General features: G+C 70.5%; 23 protein-coding genes. 16 read left to right on the top strand and 7 right to left on the bottom strand.

What is annotated here, in order from left to right; genetic code table 11:
- Nucleotides 1-80: 80 nt before the first annotated feature.
- From QRN44_RS01920 to QRN44_RS01910, 3 genes are read left to right on the top strand one after another with little or no spacing between them, the layout of a single operon-like run.
- On the top strand, nucleotides 81-542 hold the full coding sequence (locus QRN44_RS01920) for a hypothetical protein (protein WP_228501918.1): 462 nt from the start codon (nucleotides 81-83) through the stop codon (nucleotides 540-542).
- 17 nt (nucleotides 543-559) lie between these two features.
- Nucleotides 560-982 carry a phage holin family protein gene (locus QRN44_RS01915; RefSeq protein WP_064294953.1) on the top strand — a complete coding sequence of 141 codons (423 nt, stop codon included), beginning with the start codon at nucleotides 560-562 and terminating at the stop codon, nucleotides 980-982.
- Nucleotides 972-1,223, top strand: coding sequence for a DUF3618 domain-containing protein (locus tag QRN44_RS01910; RefSeq protein ID WP_064294915.1), 252 nt, complete (start codon nucleotides 972-974; stop codon nucleotides 1,221-1,223). Before QRN44_RS01915 ends, QRN44_RS01910 begins: the two co-directional genes overlap by 11 nt.
- Nucleotides 1,224-1,239: 16 nt before the next feature.
- On the opposite strand, the gene QRN44_RS01905 is transcribed toward QRN44_RS01910, so the two are convergent.
- Nucleotides 1,240-1,701, bottom strand: coding sequence for a GNAT family N-acetyltransferase (locus QRN44_RS01905; protein ID WP_121292107.1), 462 nt, complete (start codon nucleotides 1,699-1,701; stop codon nucleotides 1,240-1,242).
- A gap of 91 nt (nucleotides 1,702-1,792) precedes the next feature.
- Between QRN44_RS01905 and hemQ the strand changes: the two genes are divergently transcribed.
- The 9 genes from hemQ (at nucleotide 1,793) to QRN44_RS01860 (ending at nucleotide 9,519) form a co-directional block, all read left to right on the top strand.
- Nucleotides 1,793-2,515: a hydrogen peroxide-dependent heme synthase gene (hemQ, locus tag QRN44_RS01900; RefSeq protein ID WP_064294913.1), complete on the top strand. Its 723-nt coding sequence runs from the start codon at nucleotides 1,793-1,795 to the stop codon at nucleotides 2,513-2,515.
- Entirely contained in the window at nucleotides 2,515-3,765 is a 1,251-nt protein-coding gene (locus QRN44_RS01895) for a ferrochelatase (protein ID WP_064294912.1), read from the top strand. The genes hemQ and QRN44_RS01895 overlap by 1 nt, the downstream gene beginning before the upstream one ends.
- Nucleotides 3,762-4,709 carry a hydroxymethylbilane synthase gene (gene hemC / locus QRN44_RS01890; RefSeq protein WP_121292111.1) on the top strand — a complete coding sequence of 316 codons (948 nt, stop codon included), beginning with the start codon at nucleotides 3,762-3,764 and terminating at the stop codon, nucleotides 4,707-4,709. The genes QRN44_RS01895 and hemC overlap by 4 nt, the downstream gene beginning before the upstream one ends.
- A complete protein-coding gene (locus tag QRN44_RS01885) occupies nucleotides 4,706-5,530 on the top strand; it encodes a uroporphyrinogen-III synthase (protein ID WP_071260454.1) in 825 nt (274 codons plus the stop codon). The genes hemC and QRN44_RS01885 overlap by 4 nt, the downstream gene beginning before the upstream one ends.
- 61 nt (nucleotides 5,531-5,591) lie before the next feature.
- A complete protein-coding gene (gene hemB / locus QRN44_RS01880) occupies nucleotides 5,592-6,599 on the top strand; it encodes a porphobilinogen synthase (RefSeq protein ID WP_285038146.1) in 1,008 nt (335 codons plus the stop codon).
- Nucleotides 6,596-8,011, top strand: a complete 1,416-nt coding sequence (gene hemL / locus QRN44_RS01875) for a glutamate-1-semialdehyde 2,1-aminomutase (RefSeq protein WP_071260452.1) — start codon at nucleotides 6,596-6,598, stop codon at nucleotides 8,009-8,011. Before hemB ends, hemL begins: the two co-directional genes overlap by 4 nt.
- 108 nt (nucleotides 8,012-8,119) lie before the next feature.
- Nucleotides 8,120-8,467: a hypothetical protein gene (locus tag QRN44_RS01870; RefSeq protein ID WP_064294907.1), complete on the top strand. Its 348-nt coding sequence runs from the start codon at nucleotides 8,120-8,122 to the stop codon at nucleotides 8,465-8,467.
- 239 nt (nucleotides 8,468-8,706) lie between these two features.
- Nucleotides 8,707-9,117 (top strand): DUF4190 domain-containing protein, encoded by a 411-nt coding sequence (locus tag QRN44_RS01865; RefSeq protein ID WP_121292115.1) that lies wholly within the window; start codon nucleotides 8,707-8,709, stop codon nucleotides 9,115-9,117.
- Between the two features lie 111 nt (nucleotides 9,118-9,228).
- Nucleotides 9,229-9,519, top strand: coding sequence for a hypothetical protein (locus tag QRN44_RS01860; protein WP_064294905.1), 291 nt, complete (start codon nucleotides 9,229-9,231; stop codon nucleotides 9,517-9,519).
- A gap of 267 nt (nucleotides 9,520-9,786) precedes the next feature.
- Here QRN44_RS01860 and QRN44_RS01855 read toward each other — a convergent pair whose 3' ends face one another.
- The 6 genes from QRN44_RS01855 to trhO form a co-directional block, all read right to left on the bottom strand.
- Nucleotides 9,787-10,803, bottom strand: coding sequence for an MDR family oxidoreductase (locus QRN44_RS01855; RefSeq protein WP_285038145.1), 1,017 nt, complete (start codon nucleotides 10,801-10,803; stop codon nucleotides 9,787-9,789).
- A gap of 100 nt (nucleotides 10,804-10,903) precedes the next feature.
- Nucleotides 10,904-11,728 (bottom strand): ABC transporter permease subunit, encoded by an 825-nt coding sequence (locus QRN44_RS01850; protein ID WP_285038144.1) that lies wholly within the window; start codon nucleotides 11,726-11,728, stop codon nucleotides 10,904-10,906.
- Nucleotides 11,725-12,630: an ATP-binding cassette domain-containing protein gene (locus tag QRN44_RS01845; protein ID WP_121292121.1), complete on the bottom strand. Its 906-nt coding sequence runs from the start codon at nucleotides 12,628-12,630 to the stop codon at nucleotides 11,725-11,727. The genes QRN44_RS01850 and QRN44_RS01845 overlap by 4 nt, the downstream gene beginning before the upstream one ends.
- Before the next feature lie 214 nt (nucleotides 12,631-12,844).
- Nucleotides 12,845-13,798, bottom strand: a complete 954-nt coding sequence (locus tag QRN44_RS01840; RefSeq protein WP_064294901.1) for an L-lactate dehydrogenase — start codon at nucleotides 13,796-13,798, stop codon at nucleotides 12,845-12,847.
- A 186-nt stretch (nucleotides 13,799-13,984) separates the two neighbouring features.
- Nucleotides 13,985-14,458: an SRPBCC family protein gene (locus tag QRN44_RS01835; protein WP_121292124.1), complete on the bottom strand. Its 474-nt coding sequence runs from the start codon at nucleotides 14,456-14,458 to the stop codon at nucleotides 13,985-13,987.
- 12 nt (nucleotides 14,459-14,470) lie between these two features.
- Nucleotides 14,471-15,454: an oxygen-dependent tRNA uridine(34) hydroxylase TrhO gene (gene trhO / locus QRN44_RS01830; protein ID WP_082915982.1), complete on the bottom strand. Its 984-nt coding sequence runs from the start codon at nucleotides 15,452-15,454 to the stop codon at nucleotides 14,471-14,473.
- Between the two features lie 150 nt (nucleotides 15,455-15,604).
- On the opposite strand from trhO, the gene QRN44_RS01825 reads away from it, so the two are divergent.
- From QRN44_RS01825 to QRN44_RS01810, 4 genes are read left to right on the top strand one after another with little or no spacing between them, the layout of a single operon-like run.
- Nucleotides 15,605-16,786: a thiolase family protein gene (locus QRN44_RS01825; RefSeq protein WP_121292126.1), complete on the top strand. Its 1,182-nt coding sequence runs from the start codon at nucleotides 15,605-15,607 to the stop codon at nucleotides 16,784-16,786.
- Nucleotides 16,787-16,819: 33 nt separating this feature from the next.
- Nucleotides 16,820-17,599, top strand: coding sequence for a 3-hydroxyacyl-CoA dehydrogenase (locus tag QRN44_RS01820; RefSeq protein WP_071260445.1), 780 nt, complete (start codon nucleotides 16,820-16,822; stop codon nucleotides 17,597-17,599).
- A 49-nt stretch (nucleotides 17,600-17,648) separates the two neighbouring features.
- Nucleotides 17,649-18,473: an enoyl-CoA hydratase/isomerase family protein gene (locus QRN44_RS01815; RefSeq protein WP_285038143.1), complete on the top strand. Its 825-nt coding sequence runs from the start codon at nucleotides 17,649-17,651 to the stop codon at nucleotides 18,471-18,473.
- Nucleotides 18,470-19,294, top strand: a complete 825-nt coding sequence (locus QRN44_RS01810; protein ID WP_064294896.1) for an SDR family oxidoreductase — start codon at nucleotides 18,470-18,472, stop codon at nucleotides 19,292-19,294. Before QRN44_RS01815 ends, QRN44_RS01810 begins: the two co-directional genes overlap by 4 nt.
- Nucleotide 19,295: the final 1 nt, after the last annotated feature.

Here is a 19,295-nt window from a genome sequence, read left to right as displayed (position 1 = left end):
CCCGACCCGGCATCTTTTCCTGTCAACCCCCGACCGGATGGTGGCGTGGGAGTGACACCCGACTACGCTGGTCCCGTTGGATGCAGCATCACAGCACCACTCGAACAGACGGAGGCGCCATGAAGGGCAAGGTCATGTTCGTCGTCGGTGGGCTCACGGGCTACGTGCTCGGTACCCGCGCCGGACGCGAACGCTACGAGCAGATCAAGACGCAGTGGGTCAAGCTGTGGAACGCGAAGCCGGTGCGCGCGCAGCGCGGCAAGGTCGAGGACTTCGCCAAGGCGCGCATCAGTGAGGTCCCCGCGGCTCTGTGGAGCGGCGTCAGCGCCGTCGCGAAGGTCGTCAGCCAGCAGGGTTCGACGCCCGGCCAGAAGCTCGATAAAGCCATCTCGAAGACCGAGGACACCGTCCAGGACGTGTCCGAGACGGTCAAGGACGCACGCACGGCCTCCGGCACCTCGACGTCGTCGGCCTCGAAGCCCGCAGTGCGCAAGCCTGCCGCGCCCAAGACGACGGCTCCGAAGCCCAAGAGCGGCGAGTAGCACCGACGATGCCGTTCATGAGTGACCGCAACCGGTCGGAGCCGCGTTACGACAAGCGCGACGAGTCCCTCCTGACCCTCGTCGGCCAGCTGCCGGGGGTCGTCTCGAACCTGGTCAAGGCCGAGATCGCCAACCTCAAGACGCAGCTCGCCCACAAGGGCAAGTACGCGGGTATCGGCGCGGCCTTCGTCGCCGGTGCCGCGGTGTTCCTCTTCTTCGCGGTCGGCGTGCTCGTCGCAGTGCTGATCCTCGCGCTCGCGCTCGTCATGCCCTCGTGGCTGGCGGCGCTCTGCGTCTTCGTGCTCTTCGTCCTCGTCGCTGCGGTCCTCGTACTGATCGCGCTGCGCTACTTCAAGAAGATCAACGAGGACCCGAGCCCGATGGACAACGTGAAGGAAGACATCAAGGCAGTGAAGGGACTCGGCGAGTATGACCGTTGACCAGTTCCCGGGGGCGACGCCCTCGCCCGAGCAGGCTCGTGCCGAGCTCGTCGCCACACTGAACGCGATCGAGGACAAGCTCAACGTCCCGAAGCAGGTGCACCGCGCCAAGCGTCGTGCCATCGTGCAGATCGCGACCGTCAAGGTCGAACGCCCGGCGGTCTTCTACGCCGGTGTCGCGGGCCTCGCCGGTGCGGCGGGGCTGGCCGTATGGGGCATCGTCCGCGCCATCGTGCGCTGACGCTTCCCGCCGCCGGTCAGTCGCTCGGCGTGGCGACGCGCGTCATCGGGACGTGCACGATGTCGTCCTCCACATAGTCGGGGCCGCTGATCTCGAACCCGAACCGGCCGTACCAGTCGGCGAGGCGTTTCTGGGCGCCCATTCGGAGTTCCCGATGCCCGTGGTCGGCGACCGCGCGGCGGATCAGTTCCGCGGCGAGACCTCGCCCGCGGGCGGTGAACGCCGTGGCCACCCGTCCGATCTCCGAGTGCTCGGCCTCGGCCAGGATCCGGATCGTCGCGAGCACCTCGTCGCCCTCCTGCGCCCAGGCGATGAGGGTCCCGTCCTCGATGTCGCGTCCGTCGAGATCGGCGAAGAGCGCCGTCTGCTCGACGACGAAGACGTCGACGCGGATCTTCAGCACACGGTAGAGCGTCACCGGATCCATCTCGGCCGCTCTGGCGACGTGGTACTGGACGGGAGGCTGCTCGCTGGTCATCACCCGACTGTATCGCCGGTGAGGCTGGGCTCGGTGTCAATCGTGACCTGCCCCTTTTGCCCAATCGACCGAACTGGGTGAGGATAGGACTATGACTCACCCGGCCTCTGCCGAGGCATCGCACCACCCGACCGACTCAGCCACCCCGACTGGCCCCTCAGGATTCACCCTCTGGGCTGTCCTGCGCCGCGAGCCGGCGAGTGCGCTGCCGCTCGGCGAAGAGCATGTCTCCGAACTCGAAGCATCCATCGCACTCGTCGAAGCCCAGGGCGTGACCCTGCGCGGCATCTACGACGTCTCCGGCCTCCGCGCCGACGCCGACCTCATGCTGTGGCTCCACGGCGACACCGCCGAGGGCCTGCAGGCCGGTCTCCGCGAGCTGCGCCGCACCGCCATCCTCGGTTCGCTGGCACCCACCTGGAACGCCATGGGCGTCCACCGCGACGCCGAGTTCAACCGGCAGCACGTCCCCGGGTTCCTCCGCGGCATCGAGCCGAAGGGCTGGCTCTGCCTGTACCCCTTCGTGCGCAGCTACGAGTGGTACCTCCTGCCGGAGGAGGAGCGTCGCAAGATGCTCGCCGAGCACGGCCGTCAGGGTGCGGCGTTCACGGGTGTGCTCGCCAACACCGTCGCCTCCTTCGCCCTCGGCGACTACGAGTGGCTCCTGCCGCTCGAGGCCGACGACGTCGTCGAACTCGTCGACCTCATGCGCGACCTGCGCAACACCGAAGCTCGCCGCCACGTGCGCGAAGAGGTGCCGTTCTTCACGGGCCGCCGTATCACGCCCGCCGAGGCATTGGAAGTGGTGCGCTGATGGCAGCCATGAACCTGGGGAGCACCGGAGCCGAGGCCCCCGAGCGCATCGTCCGCGGCGCGACCGACGCCGCAGCGGCCGGTCCTGAGCACGTCTCCGAGCCGACGGACTACGACGCCATCCTCCTCGCCGGCTTCGGCGGGCCCGAGGGCCAGGACGACGTCATCCCGTTCCTCCGCAACGTCACGCGCGGGCGCGGGATCCCCGAGGAGCGTCTCGAAGAGGTCGCCCACCACTACCGCCATTTCGGCGGCGTCAGCCCCATCAACGACCAGAACCGTGCGCTCAAGGCGGCCCTGGAGCTCGAACTCGCGTCCCGTGGCATCGACCTCCCGGTCCTCTGGGGCAACCGCAACTGGGATCCGTACCTGCGCGACGCGCTGACCGAGGCGCACGAGCGCGGCTTCACGAAGCTCATCGCGATCGCCACGAGCGCCTACTCCTCGTACTCGAGCTGTCGGCAGTACCGCGAGGACTTCGCGATCGCCGTCGACGAGACGAACCTCCAGGGCGAGATCCAGATCGACAAGGTGCGTCAGTTCTTCGACCACCCCGGCTTCGTGACCCCGTTCATCGACGGTGTCCGTGAGGCGATCGCCGAGTACCTGCGCGAACAGCCCGAGCTCTCCGCCGAGACGGAGATCGAGGTGCTCTTCGCGACGCACTCGATCCCCACCGGCGACGCCGCGCGCTCCGGCCCCGACTTCCGCGGCTTCGGCGACCACGGGGCGTACGAGGCCCAGCACCTCGCGGTGGCCGAGGTCGTCATGGCGAACGCCATCGACCAGCTCCGTGAGGCCGGTGTCCTCGGTGGCGCGGTCGGCAGCGGCGTCTCGGTGCCGTGGCAGCTCGTCTACCAGTCCCGGTCGGGCCCGCCCAGCATGCCGTGGCTCGAGCCCGACATCAACGACGCGATCGCCGAGCTGCCCGCCGCCGGCCGCAAGGCGATCGTCATCGTGCCGCTCGGCTTCGTGAGCGACCACATGGAGGTCATGTGGGACCTCGACAACGAGGCCATCGAGACGGCCGGCGAACACGGCCTGGCCGCCGTCCGCGTCCCGACGCCGGGCACCGCCGCCGCCTACGTCAAGGGACTCGTCGACCTCGTCCTCGAGCGCCGCGACGGCACGCCCGTCGAGGAACGACCGCACATGACCGACCTCGGCCCCTGGTACGACGTCTGCCGCCCCGGGTGCTGCGAGAACGCCCGGCTGGGCTTCAAACCGGCGTTCTCGGGGATCGCCCCATGACCCTTCGTATCGGAACCCGCGGCAGCGCCCTGGCGCTGGCGCAGACCGGTCATGTGGCCGACGCCCTCACGGCGGCCACCGGTGAGGATGTCGAGATCGTCACCGTCACGACGCAGGGCGACACGAGTCGTGAGTCGCTCTCGACCATCGGCGGGACGGGCGTGTTCGTCAACGCGCTTCGCGACGCCCTGCTCGACGGCGCGTGCGATCTCGTCGTGCACTCCTTGAAGGACCTCCCGACGGCTCCGGCCGAGGGCTTCACGATCGCCGCCATGCCGATGCGCGAGGATCCACGCGACGCCCTGTGCGCCTCGGACGACCGCTCGCTCGACGAGCTGCCGCAGGGGGCCAGGATCGGCACCGGCTCACCGCGTCGGATCGCTCAGCTGAAGCGCATCCGGCCCGACCTCGAGGTCGTCGACATCCGCGGCAACATCGACACCCGCCTGCGCCGCATCGACGACGACCTCGACGCCGTCGTCCTCGCGGCCGCCGGTCTCACCCGCCTCGGACGGCTCGACGCCGTCACCGGGCTCTTCGACCTCGACACCTGGCCGACCGCGCCGGGGCAGGGGGCGCTCGCGATCGAGTGCCTCGACGACGACGAGTCGTCCATCGCCGGTTCCATCGCGCTGCTCGACCACGCGCCGAGCCGATGGCAGGCCACGGCGGAACGGGCCGTGCTCCGTCGACTCGAGGCCGGTTGCTCGGCTCCCGTCGGCGCCGCAGCGTGGCTCGACGACGAGGACCTTGTGCTGCAGGCCGCCGTCTACTCGCTCGACGGCACCGAGATGATCCACCGGGAGAGCCGCGCGGAGGGGTTCTCCGGCGACGGACACGGGCGGGAGCTGCTGCAAGCGGCCGACGCGCTGGGAGTCTCGCTCGCTGACGAGCTCATCGAGGCCGGCGCAGCCGACCTCGCCCCGCTGGGAGGCGCTGCGTGAAGGACTGGACGAAGTCGAACACCGTTCCCACCGCCACCAAGCCGCTCGGCGGGTGGCGCGTCCTCGTGCCGCGCGGCGGTCCGTGGGGCGACTCGGTGGCCGGGACGGTCCGTGGCAAGGGTGGGTCGCCCGTCGTCGCCCCGATGATCAACTTCGCCAGCACGGACGACCCGGAGACCCTCGGGACCGCGCTCGCGGCGCTCGAGGCGGGCGAGTTCGACTGGCTCACCGTGACGAGCGCGACCACGGTCGACGTGCTGTCCTCGCAGCGGATCCGGATCCCCGAGACGACGAGGGTCGCCGCCGTCGGCGAGACCACCGCTGCCGCACTCACCGCCGTCGGCTACAGCGTCGACCTCGTGCCGGCGAAGGACAACTCCGCCAAGGGCATGGTGCAGGAGCTCACGGCGCTCGAACCGCACCCGAAGCGCATCCTCACGCTCCGCTCGGCCATCGCCAAGCCGCTCCTCACGGAGGGCCTGATCGCGGCCGGGCACGACGTCCAGTCCGTCGTCGCCTACCGCACGGTCGGTGTCCCGGTCGCCGAGAAGATCGTCGCCGACGTCGCCAGCGGCCGGGTGCGTGCCATCCTCGTCACCTCGGGCAGCGTGGCGGAGCAGGTCCGTTCGCAGTTCCCCGAGATCCCCGAGAGCACCGTCATCGCCGCGATCGGACCCCGCACGGCTCGTGACGCCCGAGGCTACGGGCTCCGGGTCGACGTCGTGGCGGAGCAGCAGACGGTCGACTCGCTGATCGAGGCGATCGTGTCCGTGGCGCTCAGCCAGAAGCGCGACGAGGACGCCGGCGACGAGAACCGCTGACCGGCTTCACGCCCTGCGCGAACCGGGAGGGCGGGTCGGTAGCGGCGCGTAGGCTGGACGGGTGAGCATTCCCGAGACCCGTCCCCGTCGTCTCCGGCAGCAGCCGGCCATCCGTCGCCTCGTCAGCGAGACGCGACTCGACCCGGCGGAGCTGGTGCTCCCCATGTTCGTTCGGGAGGGCGTCTCCGAGCCGGTCGAGATCTCCTCGATGCCGGGCGTCCGGCAGCACACCGTCGACAGCGCGAAGCGCGCCGCGGCCGAGGCGGCCGCGGCCGGCATCGGTGGGGTCATGCTCTTCGGTGTCCCGGCCGAGCGCGACGCCGTGGGTTCCGGCGCGACGGACCCCGACGGCATCCTCAACGTGGCCACCCGTGCGCTCGTCGCCGAGGTGGGCGACGCCCTGGTCGTGCAGACCGACCTCTGCCTCGACGAGTTCACCGATCACGGACACTGCGGCGTCCTCGACGATCGCGGGCGCGTCGACAACGACCGCACGCTCGACCGTTACCGCGACATGGCGCTGGCCCAGGCCGAGTCGGGTTCGGCCCTCCTCGGGCTCTCGGGCATGATGGACGGCCAGGTCGCCGCCGTCCGCGAGACGCTCGACGCCGCCGGGTTCGACGACACGATCATCCTCGCCTACTCGGCGAAGTTCGCATCCGCGCTCTACGGGCCGTTCCGCGAGGCCGTCGACTCGCAACTGCAGGGCGACCGCCGCACGTACCAGCTCGACCCCGCCAACCGTCGTGAGGGTCTGCGCGAGGCCTTCATCGACGAGGCCGAGGGCGCCGACATCGTCATGGTGAAGCCCGCGGGGAGCTTCCTCGACGTCCTGGCCGACGTGGCGGACACGGTGTCGATCCCGGTCTGGGCGTACCAGGTGTCCGGTGAGTACGCCATGATCGAGGCCGCCGCCCGGCAGGGCTGGATCGACCGTCGACGCGCGATCGAGGAGTCGGTGCTGTCCATCAAGCGCGCCGGAGCCGAGGTCGTCCTGAGCTACTGGGCCGTCGAACTCGCCGGTTGGTTGAATGAGGCGCGCGGCCTGCGTGCAGGAGGAACCCGATGAACGACGCAGCATTCGTCAGAGCCCAGCGATCGATCCCCGGCGGGGTGAACTCGCCCGTCCGCGCCTTCCGCTCCGTCGGCGGTACGCCGCGGTTCATGGTGTCCGCGACCGGCCCCTACATCACCGACTCCGAGGGCGTGCAGTACGTCGACCTCGTGAGCGCGTGGGGCCCCGCACTCCTGGGACACGCGCACCCGCAGGTCGTCGAGGCCGTGCAGGCCGCTGCGGCCCGCGGTCTCTCCTTCGGCGCGTCCACCCCGGCCGAGACCGAACTCGCGGAGCTCGTCAAGGAGCGCGTCCAGGCGTCCGGTGTCGCGCCGATCGAGAAGCTGCGCATGGTCTCCACCGGCACCGAGGCGACCATGACGGCCATCCGCCTCGCGCGCGGTGCCACGGGTCGCAGTCTCATCGTGAAGTTCGCCGGTCACTACCACGGCCACTCCGACGGCCTGCTCGCCGAAGCGGGATCGGGCGTCGCGACCCTCGCCCTGCCGGGGTCCGCCGGGGTCACCGCCGAGACGGCCGCCCAGACGATCGTCGTCCCGTACAACGACCGGTCGGCACTCCGCGAGGTCTTCGCCGAGCGGGGCCAGGACATCGCCGCGATCATCATGGAGGCGGCCTCCGCCAACATGGGCGTTGTCCCGCCGGCTCCGGGGTTCAACGCGAGCGTCGTGAAGCTCGCGCACGAGTACGGCGCGCTGGTCATCATCGACGAGGTGCTCACCGGGTTCCGCGTCTCCTCCGCCGGTTGGTGGGGACTCGACAACCGCGGACTCGCCGCCGTCGCGCCGGGCACGGAGCCCGTCCCGGGTGCCGAGGCCTGGGAGGCCGGCAACCACGCCGTCGCCAACTCGACCGGTGCCATCAGCATCCCCGTCGGTGTGTACCAGCCCGACCTCTTCACCTTCGGCAAGGTCATCGGCGGCGGCATGCCCCTCGCCGCGCTGGGTGGACGCGCCGAGCTCATGGATCTGCTCGCGCCGACCGGCCCGGTCTACCAGGCCGGGACGCTCTCGGGGAACCCGGTCGCCCTCGCCGCCGGCATCGAGACGTTGCGCCTCGCCGACCAGGACGTCTACCGTCGGGTCGACGCGGCGGCCGCGATCGTGTCCGAGGCGACCTCGAACGCACTCACGGAGGCCGGGGTCGCGCACACCGTGCAACGCGCCGGGAACCTGTTCTCCTTCGCCTTCAGCGAGACGGCACCGACCGATTACGCCGCGGTCCTGCGGCAGGACGCCTTCCGGTACCCGGCCTTCTTCCACCGCATGCTCGACGCCGGGGTGTCGCTCCCGCCGAGCGTGTACGAGGCCTGGTTCGTCTCCGCGGCGCACGACGACGAGGCGATCGGACGCATCGTCGACGCCCTGCCCGCGGCGGCCCGCGCGGCTGCGGCGGCCATCCGCTGAGTCGGACGGTCGCCCCGCCGCCGACGTCGGCCGTCGCACAGGGCATGCGTTACCGCTTTGTGAACTTCCGGCAACGCGAACGTCGGTGGGGGTTGGCAGACTAGAGGCATGGCCTCCTTGCGTCTGCACCCCGACCGACTGGAGATCGAGCTGTCCGCGTACGACAAAGCGCTCTCGCTGCGTCGGAGCAACGTCGTCGTACCACGGTCGAGCATCCGTTCCGCCACCATCACCGACGACCCGTGGATCTGGGTCCGGGGCATCCGAGCGCCCGGCACCGCGATCCCGTTGACGCTCGCCATCGGCCAGTGGAAGTTCCACGGTGGCATGGACTTCCTGGTCATCAAGGGCACCAAACCGTCGGTCGTCATCGATCTCGAAGACGCGGAGTACTCGCGGCTCATCATCACGACCCGTCGCAGCGCCGAGCTCATCGCGGCCCTCGACCTGCACTAGGACGAGCTGCCGGACGCACGGCGGTCTCGGCCGGATCCGTATACGGATCCGTGTCCGGATCCGTGTCCGGATCCGGATCCGTGCCCGAACCGGATCGTGGGCGCGGTGCCAGCGCATCCTGGCGCTGATCAGGGCCGTTCGCAACCATTTCCCTCGAACAGGGCACAAAACGACGTCTGACCGGTATTCTGGGCGCGCTCGAACCTCCGCAGATCCGCCTGTTCGAAAGGACCACAGCCATGTCGACTCCTCCTCCCGGTGAGTACCCCGGCCAGCCGCCGCAGGCTCCCCAGGCGCCGCAGCCCCCGAAGGATCAGTACGGCTCCGCTCCCGCGTACTCCGGCGGCGCAGCTCCCTCCGGCGACGCGACCGCCGGCAAGACGCTCGGCATCGTCGGGCTCGTGCTCGCCTTCGTCGCGACGCCGGTCGGTCTCGTCCTGAGCATCGTCGCGCTCGTGCAGTCCAAGAACGCCGGCGTCAAGAACACGCCCGCGAAGGTCGGCCTCATCCTCTCCATCGTCTTCATCGTGCTCGGCGTCATCGCGATCATCGCCGGCATCGCCATCGGCGCAGCGGCGTTCAACGAGGCGTGTGCGTCCCTCGGGAGCGGTGTCCACACCGACGGCACGACCACCATCACCTGCCCGTAATCCGATGACATCCGGGCGATTGGGGAGTTGTCCCCATCGCCTGTCGGGTACCTAACCCACTACTGTTGGCTCGCGCCCGTGGCGCATCTACCATCCTCGAGAGGAACCATCATGACCAACGCACCCCAGTACAACGCCCCGCAGCAGCCGGGCGGCGCCCTGCCCGCCGACTACCCGGGCAAGACGCTCGGCCTCGTCGGCCTCATCCTCGCGATCGTCGTGCCGCTCGTCGGCCTGATCATCAGCCTCGTCGCGCAGAAGCAGTCGAAGGACGCCGGCTACCCGAACCAGCTCGCCAAGATCGGTGTCATCATCGGCATCATCCTCGTCGTGCTCGGCATCATCGGCGGCATCTTCTACGCCGTCGCGCTCGGCTCGGTCATGTCGACCGCCGGCTACTGAGTCTCAGCAGTCCCGTCGGCAGCGGCCGGTCGCCTTCGGGCACCGGCCGCTGTCGCGTTCCTGCGTTCACAACTCAGGAGCGTTCCGGTGTGTCGGCCGTGGATCGTGTGACCAGCCGAGTGACACGCCGGGTCCGTCCTGAGTTGTGAACGCGGAGAAGACTCACCTCCGGCTGTTCGCAATTCAGGAGCGTGCCGGTGTGTCGGCCGTCAGCGACCCGACCTGGGGCGTGACACGCCGGGTCCGTCCTGAGTTGCGAACGCGGGATCAGGCGCGGACGTCGACGACGATCCGGCCGTGGACCGAGCCTGCGAGGACCCGCTCCGCCGCATCCGTCGCGTCGGCGAGGGGGACCGTCTCGGTCAGGGTGTCGAGGACATCGAGGTCCAGCGCGGTGGTAGCGCGCTCCCAGGCGGCCTGCCGCAGGGGGAGCGGTGCCTCGACGGAGTTCACGCCCGCGAGCGTGACTCCGCGGAGGATGAACGGCATGACCGACGTCGGGAGATCGGACCCACCGGCGAGACCACAGGCGGCGACCGTCCCGCCGTACTCGACCTGCGACAGGACCGTCGCGAGCGTCTGACCGCCGACGGAGTCGACGGCTCCCGCCCAGCGCTGGCTGCCGAGCGGGCGACCGGCCTCGGCGAACTCGGCGCGGTCGACGATCGACGTCGCACCGAGCCGCCGCAGGGCGTCACCCAGCTCGTCGACCCGCCCCGTCGAGGCGGTGACCTCGAAGCCGGCGGCGGCCAGCAGTGCGATCGCGATGCCTCCGACGCCGCCACCCGCTCCCGTGACGAGCACGGGGAGCCCGCCGACGCGGACGGCCCCGGAGGTCGCGCTGCCGTGCTCGAGCGCGAGCACGGCGAGGGCCGCGGTGTACCCGGCTGTGCCGATCGCGGCGGCCTGTGCGCTCGAGACGTGGTCGGGGACGCGGACGAGCGCATCGGAACGCACCTTCGCCCGCTCGGACAGCCCGCCGTACCGGGTCTCGCTCAGGCCGTCGCCGAACAGGGCCACGCGGTCGCCGACGCTCCAAGCGGGATCACTCGACGCCGCGACGACACCGACGAGGTCGATGCCCGCGACCATCGGGAACGACCGCACGACGCCCGGCTTCCCGGTGAGGACGAGGGCGTCCTTGTAGTTGATGCTCGAGTACTCGACGTCGACGGTGACGGCGGCGTCGGGCAGCGAGGCGTCGGGGAGGTCGCGGAGGTCGACCGTCCGGGTGGGTTTGCCACCCTCGTGCTCGACCTGCTCGACGAGGTATGCGCGGCCCATGGTGCTCCTGTCTCCGGTGCGGTGACCGGTCGGTGGCTGTCCGTCGAGCCTACGCCTCCCCGCCGAGGGGCCGCCTGGTGCGAGCCATCGCGCGCCGTGCCTAGGTGACGTCGCGGCGCCAGGTCGTGGCGTAGCCGATGAGCGCGACGACGACCCCGATACCGAGGAGGACGAGTCCGCCCTGCCACCAGGTCAGCGCGTCCTGCTGCGCCGACATCATCGTGTAGAAGCTCGGCCCGACGAGGGCGTCCGTCGCAGCACCCGGCAGGAACCGGCCGATGGACGCGGTGACCTCCGAGAACGAGGAGGCGAGGCGCAGCAGCGGCTCGACGAACTGCGTGAAGGCCAGCACGACGATGATCGCGCCCACCTGGCTCGGCAGCACCGCCCCGAGACCGACACCGATCGCACCCCACAGGGCCATCGCGAGCACCGCACGGCCGATGAGCGCCCAGGTGTCGGAGTCGGCCAGCATCGGATCGATGCCGCTGATCGCCAGGGCGCCGCCGCCGAGACCGACGGACGCAACAAGCGCGATCACGCCGTACAGTGCGCCGACCCCGGTCAGCGCCAGGACCTTGCCGACGAGGACGTGACCGCGGTTCGGGTTGGCGAGGAACGTCGGCGTCAGGCTCTGATGCCGGAACTCGCCGGTCGTGGCGAGCGCACCGAGCAGGACGGGGAAGACGTAGCCGATGCTCGTCGCGAAGCCGTAGATGAGACCGGGTTGGGTGAGCATCTCGCTCGTCGCCTGCGCTCCGGCCCCGCTGGACTCGGCCGCGCCCGGGACGTTGGCGAAGAGGAGTGCGGCCCCGGCCGCGGCGAAACCGACGTACACGAACAGGATGAGCGCGAGGCCCCACCACACGCGGGTGGTGAACACCTTGAGGAACTCGGAGCGGATGGCTGCCAGAAGTGAGGTCATGCGTGGTCCTCCCCACCGCTGACGAGCGCGAGGAACGAATCCTCGAGCCCTGATCGATGCCGCGACAACGCACTGAGTGGAATGCCGGCGGCGAGCGCGACCCGGCCGATGTCGATCGCCTCCACGTCGTGCACGATGAGCCCTGCGCGAGCCTGGTCGAAGGTGTACCCCGCGGCGGTCAGCGCCGTGGCGAGCCGCTCGTGCTCCGGCGAGTTCACGACGACGCGGAGGGTGTCGGCGGCGTCGAGGCTCGCGAGGGTGCCCACGTGCGCGAGCCGCCCCTTCGCGATGATCACGACCTCGTCGACGGACTGCTGCACCTCGCTGAGCAGGTGCGAGCTGATGAGGACGGTCCGACCCTCGGCCGCGAGCGCGGTGAGGAAGCCGCGGATCCACTTGATCCCCTCGGGGTCGAGCCCGTTGATCGGCTCGTCGAGGACGAGCACACCGGGGTCGCCGAGGAGCGCGGTCGCGAGGCCGAGCCGTTGGCGCATGCCGAGTGAGTACCCGGCGACGCGTCGGTCCGCGACGTCGAGCAGCCCGACCTGCGCGAGCACGACGTCCACTCGGTTCGCCGGCAGACGCGCTGCCGAGGCGTGCACGCGCAGGTGGTTGCGGGCGGTGCGGCCGGGGACGAAGCTCGCCGCCTCGAGAGCCGCGCCGACGGTCGCGGCAGGCACCGGCAGCTTGGCGTAGGGGACGCCGCCGAACGTCGCGCTCCCGGACGTCGGTTGCACGAGGCCGAGCAGCATACGCAAGGTCGTGGTCTTCCCGGCGCCGTTCGGGCCGAGGAAACCGGTGACCTTGCCCGGTTCCACGTGGAACGTCAGGTCGTCGACCGCCTGCACCGCCCCGAAGGATTTCGAGAGTCCGTCGAACTCGATCGTCACGCCAGCGGTCATCCGGTACCTCCCCAGGGGCGCGGCCGGATCCGCGCCTCGTCCCGCAACGCTATCGGGGCCGAGACCGGTTGCGCATCGGCCGCTCGGGGGAGATCCCGGTGCAGGCGCCTGTGGCCCCGTCTCAGGAGATGCCCGGCGTGGCGGGCTCGCATCGGGGCGACGCGCCGCACCTTTCCTGAGACAGGGACGGCGGAGCCGAGGACGAGGTCGGCTGCTACAGCCCGAGCGAGTCGAGCGACGCGCGGACGGCGGCGGCCGAGTCGGCGAACTGCTGTTCCTCGCGCGGCGACATCGCGACCTCGACCACCGACCGCACGCCCGAGCGGTCGACGATGCTCGGCACCGACAGGGCGACCCCGCTGACACCGTGGTACCCGTCGAGCACGGTGCTCACCGGCAGGATGGCGTGCTCGTCGCCGAGGATGGCCTCGACGATGCGTGCACCGGAGAGCCCGATCGCGTAGTTCGTCGCGCCCTTGCCCTCGATGACGCGATAGGCGGCCGTCCGGACGTCGACCGCGATCTCGTCGAGCTGCTGCTCCGTGAAGCGCGATCCGTCGGGCAGCTCCCAGTCGAGGATCGGGACGGGGCCGATGGTCGCCTGCGACCACAGCGGCAGTTCGCTGTCGCCGTGCTCGCCGACGATGAGTGCGTGGACCGCCGAGGTCGCGACACCCGCGTGCTCAGCGAGCAACCAGCGCAGCCGGGAGGTGTCGAGGACGGTGCCGGAGGAGAAGACGCGTTCGCGCGGCAGCCCCGTTATCTGCTGGGCGGCGACGGTGAGGACGTCGCACGGGTTCGTGACGAGCATGTAGACGGCGTCCGGCGCCTGCTCGACGAGTTTCGGGAGCAGCTGCTCGAGGATTCGGATGTTCGTTCCAGCGAGGTCGAGTCGGGTCTGGCCGGGCTCCTGCTTCGCGCCGGCCGTGATCACGACGACGTCCGCGTCGGCCACGACCGAGATGTCGTCACCGCCCGTGATGCTGCTCGACCCGGTGAACTGCGTCCCGTGGGCGAGGTCGAGGACCTCGGCCGAGGCGCGCTTGCCGTCGATGTCGTAGAGCGCCACCCGCCGGGCGCTGCCGCGGATGAGCGAGGCGTAGGCGAGGGACGAACCGACGCTCCCCGCCCCGATGATGGCCAGTTTCGACTTCGTGCGAGCACCCATGGCTCCATCTTGGCAGGGGCGGATGTGCGCGGTCAGGGCGCGGCACGACGGGTGTCGGGTTGTCTCGATGTCGAGGTATCCGCCCTTCGACAGGCTCAGGGACCGGACCGCCACACCCTCCGGTCACTGAGCCACCCTCTGCGGTCACTGAGCCGCACCTTTCGGTCACTGAGCCGCACCTTTCGGTCACTGAGCCTGTCGAAGTGCCTCCGCCAACCACCGGTTCCGCGACTCGATGAGCCGTCGCAGGTGCCGGGTGAGCGCGACGTGTTCGGCCACGAGGCCGAGCGGACCGAACGGCGCCGAGAACGTGACGTCGTCGAGCATGATGGTCCGCGCCGTCCCCATCGGTCGCTCGAGTGGTTCGAAGAGGTGGACGTGGCGGAACGTCCGGAAGGGACCGGACACCTGTTCGTCGGTGAACCGGTGGGGTTCCTCGAACGCGGTGATCCGACTCGTCATCGTCCACGACACACCGAAGTGCCTCGCCCGCCAGGTGACGGTCTCGCCGGGACCGATCAGCCCGGAGGTCACGCCGCCGACCGCCCGTTCACCGGTGTCCGCCATCGAGCCGAGGTGGGCGTCGATCGACCGCGAGAGGTCGAAGGCCTGCTGCATCGTCCCGGCGAGCTCGGTGCGGAGGCGGAAGTGGGCGGTCATGACGGTGGCGGATCAGGCGGGCTGGCCGGTGCGAGCATCGGTGGAGGCGTCGGACCCTGCGTGCACGGCGCATCGCGGGCCGCCGTCGGGCCCGTCCGCGTGCGCCTCGCACACGACCAACTGCGTCTTGCAGGAGGGGTCCGCGCAGTTCTGCAGGTGCTTGGTCGACGCGTCGCAGACGACACAGTGCCCGATGACGGCCGCGTGATCGCTGAACTCGAGCGAGCCACGCTTGTCGAACACGTACAGGGATCCCTCCCACAGGCCGTCGTCGCCGAACTGCTCGCCGTACCGGACGATGCCGCCGTCGAGCTGGTACACCTCGCCGAACCCTCGCGATCGCATGAGTCCGGAGAGCACCTCGCAGCGGATGCCGCCCGTGCAGTAGGTGACGACCGGCTTGTCCTTGAGGTGGTCGTACTTGCCGCTGTCGAGCTCGGCGACGAAGTCCCGGGTGGTCGCGACGTCGGGGACGACCGCGCCGGCGAACCGACCGATCTCGGCCTCGAACGCGTTCCGGCCGTCGAAGAACACGACGTCGTCGCCGCGCTCCGCGACGAGCTCATGCAGTTCCGTCGGCTGCAGGTGGACCCCGCCGCCGGTGACGCCGTGCTCGTCCACCACGAGCTCGCCGGGGGCGCCGAAGGACACGATCTCCTCGCGCACCTTCACGCTGAGCTTCGGGAAGTCGCTACTCCGACGCCAGGGCGCGGGCCGGTGCCTGGCCGTGCGGACGGGGTCGTCCTCGTCGAAGCCGGAGCCGTCGCTCCACTTCACATCGAGGTCGCGGAACGCTGGGTGCTCCTTCGTCTTCCGGACGTAGAGCTTGCAGGCGTCGAGTTCGCCGCCGACGGTGCCGTTGATGCCGTCCTTCGAGATGAGGATGCGACCACGGAGACCGAGCGACTCGCAAAGGTCGCGCTGCCACAGCCGGATCGCCTCCGGGTCCGCCAGGGGAGCGAACGCGTAGTAGAGGAGGATCTTCGGGTCGGCCACCGCTCAATCGTACGTGGCGCCGACCGCGGATCGTCGGGCCGGTCCAGCGGACACGGACGTTCCGGCCCCTCGCTTGTCGAAGGGCCACAACTGCCGCCTTCCGCGCAGGCGCCAGGCCTAGGGTGGACGCAGACCTCGAAGGAGATGGCCATGCGCACTGCAGTGATCGTCGACGCGATCCGGACGCCGTCCGGCCGGGGCAAACCGGGCGGTGCGCTGAACGCCGTGCACCCGACGGACCTCCTCGCCGGCACGATCCGCGCGCTCGTGGAGCGGACCGGCATCGATCCCGCGGTCGTCGAGGACGTCTACGCCGGCTGCGTCACCCAGTCCGGCGAGCAGGGGCAGAATATCGCGCGGAACGCGGCGCTCGCCGCAGGCCTCCCGCAGGAGACGCCCGGCACCACCATCGACCGGCAGTGCGGCTCCAGCCAGCAGGCCACCACCTTCGCCGCCCAGAGCGTCATGTCGGCGGGCAACGACGTCGTCATCGCCTGCGGGGTCGAATCGATGAGTCGAGCGCCGATGGGCTCCAACGTGCAGGGCGCAGACCCCTTCGGCTCCGCCCTCCGAGCCCGCTTCCCCGATGGCCTCGTCGGCCAGGGCGTCTCCGCCGAACTCATCGCCGCCCGCTGGAACCTCAGCCGCGACGAGCTCGACGCCTTCGCCGCCCGCTCCCATGAGCGCGCCGCCGCGACCTGGGCGTCCGGCGGGTTCGACGGCGAGGTCGTCGCCGTCACCCTCCCCGACGGTTCCGTCGTCACGACCGACGAGACGGTCCGTGCCGGGACGACCCCCGAGGCGCTCGCCGGACTCCCCGCCGTCTTCCGCGACGAGCGGCTCGCGGCGCGCTTCCCCGAGATCGCCTGGCGGATCACGCCGGGGAACGCCTCACCGCTCACCGACGGCGCCTCCGCCGCGCTCATCATGAGCGAGGTCCGGGCGCTCGAGCTGGGGCTGACGCCGCGTGCGCGCTTCGTCTCCTTCGCCGCGGTCGGGAGCGACCCGATCGAGATGCTCACCGGCATCCTCCCCGCGACCCGCCGCATCCTGGAGCGCAGCGGGCTCGACATCGACGACATCGACGCGTTCGAGGTCAACGAGGCGTTCGCCTCCGTCCCGCTCGCGTGGCAACGCGAGTTCGGGGTGGACGACGACCGGCTCAACCCGCGTGGCGGGGCGATCGCCCTCGGGCACCCGCTCGGCGCCTCCGGGACGAAGCTCCTCGCCACCCTCCTCGGCCAGCTCGAGGCGACCGGCGGCCGCTACGGTCTGCAGACGATGTGCGAGGGCGGCGGTATGGCCAACGCGACGATCATCGAGCGACTCTGACGGGCGCGCCCACCAGGTGAAGGGAACCACGACATGGATGTGACCGGCAGCTCGGCGATCGTCACCGGCGGCGCCTCGGGACTCGGATTCGCGACCGCGACGCGGCTGGCCGGCGCCGGCGCGCGCGTCGTGCTCGTCGACCTCCCCGGCTCACCCGGGGCAGAGCGGGCCGAGGAACTCGGCGGGTTCGCGACCTTCGTGCCCGCCGACGTCACCGACGGTGAGCAGGTGCAGGCGGCGGTCGAAGCGGCGGTGTCGCGTGGACCGCTGCGGGTCGTCGTGAACTGTGCCGGCATCGCGCCACCGGCGAAGGTGCTCGGCCGCGACGGCCCGGCGGACCTCGGGGCCTTCGAACGCGTCCTGCGCGTCAACGTCCTCGGCACCTTCAACGTCATCCGGCTCACCGCCGACGCGATGCAGCACAACGACCCGGACGGCGATCCCGTCGACGGCGCCGGAGACCGCGGCGTCATCATCAACACCGCGTCCGTCGCAGCCTTCGACGGACAGATCGGCCAGCCCGCCTACGCCGCGTCCAAGGGGGCGGTGCACTCGATGACGTTACCGATCGCCCGCGAGCTGGCGCGCTTCGGGATCCGGGTCGTGACGATCGCACCCGGCATCATGGAGACGCCCATGCTCGCCGGACTGCCCGAGGCGGCGCAGGAGTCCCTCGGGCACCAGGTGCCGTACCCGGCCCGCCTCGGCCGTCCCGACGAGTACGCCGCACTCGCGCTGCACATCGTCGAGAACGGCTACCTCAACGGTGAGACGATCCGCCTCGACGGCGCGATCCGGATGGCGCCGAAATGACCGGCTCTCCGATACCGACGAACCCATCCACCGACCAGGGAGCCACTCCGTGACCAGCGACGACACCATCCTCTTCGAGGTGGGCGACGGCCTCGCGCACCTCACGCTCAACCGGCCCGCGAGCCTCAACGCGATCGACGACCGTGCGGCCAGACGGTGGCGCGACCTCGCCCTCGAGATCGCGGAGCGCGACGACGTCCGGGCGGTCCTGTTCGACGCCAACGGACCCGCGTTCTGCGCGGGCGGCGACGTCCTCGCGATGTCGCGGATGGGTGACGGCAGCGCAGGATCGACGGGCGCCTTCGTCACCGAGCTCGCCGACATCATCCACGAGGGCCATCGGACGCTGCAATCGGTCGCGAAGCCGATCGTCGCCGCCGTCCAGGGTGCCGTCGCCGGCGGCGGACTGGGGTTCATGCTCGTCGCCGACGTGATCGTCGCGTCCGACCGGGCGAAGTTCGTCAGTAAGTACGCCGACATCGGCCTCACGCCCGACTGCGGCGTGAGTACCCTGTTGCCCGAGGCGGTCGGCATGCGTCGGGCGCTCGAGCTCACCCTCGGGCCGCGGATGCTGAGCGCGGACGAAGCACTCGACTGGGGGCTCGTGACCGAGGTGGTCCCCGCCGAGCAACTCGACGCCCGTGCCCGCGAGGTGGCCGCGTTCTGGTTGACCGGAGCCACGGCCGCGTTCGGTCAGGCGAGGCGACTGCTGCGCGAGAGCGTCGGCCGCGGCTACCAGGACGCCCTCGACGACGAAGCCCGCACGATCGGTGCGGCGATCGAGACACCCGAGTCGGTCGCGCGCGTCGCGGCGTTCGCCGCCGCGTCGGCGAAGCGCGCCGCCACCACCACCCCGAAGGAGCCCACCGCATGACCACCCTCGCCGGCAAGACCATCCTCATGTCGGGCGGCAGCCGCGGCATCGGCCTCGCGATCGCCCTGCGTGCCGCCCGCGACGGTGCGAACGTCGCGATCCTCGCCAAGACCGACACCCCCGATCCCCGTCTCGAGGGGACGATCCACACCGCAGCGGACGCGATCCGCGAGGCCGGTGGGCAGGCGCTCCCGATCCTCGGTGACGTCCGGAACGACGACGACATCACGCGGGCCGTGTTCGAAACCGCCGGTGAGTTCGGCGGCATCGACATCGTCGTCAACAACGCGAGCGTCATCAGCCTCGCTCGGACCCTCGATCTCGACGCGAAGCGGTACGACCTCATGCAGGACGTGAACGTGCGTGGCACCTTCATGCTGTCGCGGGCGGCCATCCCCATGCTGAAGGACGCGGAGAACCCGCACATCCTGTCGCTGTCACCGCCGCTCAACCTCGACCCGAAGTGGCTCGGCGCGCACACCGGCTACACACTCGCGAAGTACGGCATGTCGATGGTGACGCTCGGTCTCGCGGCCGAGTTTGGACGCGACGGCATCGCCGCGAACACGCTCTGGCCGAAGACGACGATCAAGACGGCGGCGGTGGGCAACATCCTCGGCGGTGAGGCCCTCCTGGCGAAGAGTCGCACCCCGGAGATCTACGCTGACGCGGCATACGAGGTCCTGACGGCGTCGGCGCGTGAGCTCACGGGTCGGTCGCTCATCGTGGAGGACGTCCTCGCGGAGGCCGGGGTCACCGACCTCGCGAAGTACTCACCGGGCGTCGACGAGTCGGAGCTCTACCCCGACATCTTCCTGTAGC

It is taken from the genome of Plantibacter sp. lyk4-40-MEA-4 (assembly GCF_030209415.1).
Lineage (GTDB): Bacteria > Actinomycetota > Actinomycetes > Actinomycetales > Microbacteriaceae > Plantibacter > Plantibacter flavus_A.
This window is presented reverse-complemented; position numbering and strand designations above follow the sequence as displayed.

What these genes read in the sequence shown, in the direction of transcription:
- QRN44_RS01920 (WP_228501918.1), top strand. Translation starts at nt 81, where the DNA reads ATGCAGCATCACAGCACCACTCGAACAGACGGAGGCGCCATGAAGGGC.
- QRN44_RS01915 (WP_064294953.1), top strand. Translation starts at nt 560, where the DNA reads ATGAGTGACCGCAACCGGTCGGAGCCGCGTTACGACAAGCGCGACGAG.
- QRN44_RS01910 (WP_064294915.1), top strand. Translation starts at nt 972, where the DNA reads ATGACCGTTGACCAGTTCCCGGGGGCGACGCCCTCGCCCGAGCAGGCT.
- QRN44_RS01905 (WP_121292107.1), bottom strand. Translation starts at nt 1,701, where the DNA reads ATGACCAGCGAGCAGCCTCCCGTCCAGTACCACGTCGCCAGAGCGGCC.
- hemQ (WP_064294913.1), top strand. Translation starts at nt 1,793, where the DNA reads ATGACTCACCCGGCCTCTGCCGAGGCATCGCACCACCCGACCGACTCA.
- QRN44_RS01895 (WP_064294912.1), top strand. Translation starts at nt 2,515, where the DNA reads ATGGCAGCCATGAACCTGGGGAGCACCGGAGCCGAGGCCCCCGAGCGC.
- hemC (WP_121292111.1), top strand. Translation starts at nt 3,762, where the DNA reads ATGACCCTTCGTATCGGAACCCGCGGCAGCGCCCTGGCGCTGGCGCAG.
- hemL (WP_071260452.1), top strand. Translation starts at nt 6,596, where the DNA reads ATGAACGACGCAGCATTCGTCAGAGCCCAGCGATCGATCCCCGGCGGG.
- QRN44_RS01870 (WP_064294907.1), top strand. Translation starts at nt 8,120, where the DNA reads ATGGCCTCCTTGCGTCTGCACCCCGACCGACTGGAGATCGAGCTGTCC.
- QRN44_RS01865 (WP_121292115.1), top strand. Translation starts at nt 8,707, where the DNA reads ATGTCGACTCCTCCTCCCGGTGAGTACCCCGGCCAGCCGCCGCAGGCT.
- QRN44_RS01860 (WP_064294905.1), top strand. Translation starts at nt 9,229, where the DNA reads ATGACCAACGCACCCCAGTACAACGCCCCGCAGCAGCCGGGCGGCGCC.
- QRN44_RS01855 (WP_285038145.1), bottom strand. Translation starts at nt 10,803, where the DNA reads ATGGGCCGCGCATACCTCGTCGAGCAGGTCGAGCACGAGGGTGGCAAA.
- QRN44_RS01850 (WP_285038144.1), bottom strand. Translation starts at nt 11,728, where the DNA reads ATGACCTCACTTCTGGCAGCCATCCGCTCCGAGTTCCTCAAGGTGTTC.
- QRN44_RS01845 (WP_121292121.1), bottom strand. Translation starts at nt 12,630, where the DNA reads ATGACCGCTGGCGTGACGATCGAGTTCGACGGACTCTCGAAATCCTTC.
- QRN44_RS01840 (WP_064294901.1), bottom strand. Translation starts at nt 13,798, where the DNA reads ATGGGTGCTCGCACGAAGTCGAAACTGGCCATCATCGGGGCGGGGAGC.
- QRN44_RS01835 (WP_121292124.1), bottom strand. Translation starts at nt 14,458, where the DNA reads ATGACCGCCCACTTCCGCCTCCGCACCGAGCTCGCCGGGACGATGCAG.
- QRN44_RS01825 (WP_121292126.1), top strand. Translation starts at nt 15,605, where the DNA reads ATGCGCACTGCAGTGATCGTCGACGCGATCCGGACGCCGTCCGGCCGG.
- QRN44_RS01820 (WP_071260445.1), top strand. Translation starts at nt 16,820, where the DNA reads ATGGATGTGACCGGCAGCTCGGCGATCGTCACCGGCGGCGCCTCGGGA.
- QRN44_RS01810 (WP_064294896.1), top strand. Translation starts at nt 18,470, where the DNA reads ATGACCACCCTCGCCGGCAAGACCATCCTCATGTCGGGCGGCAGCCGC.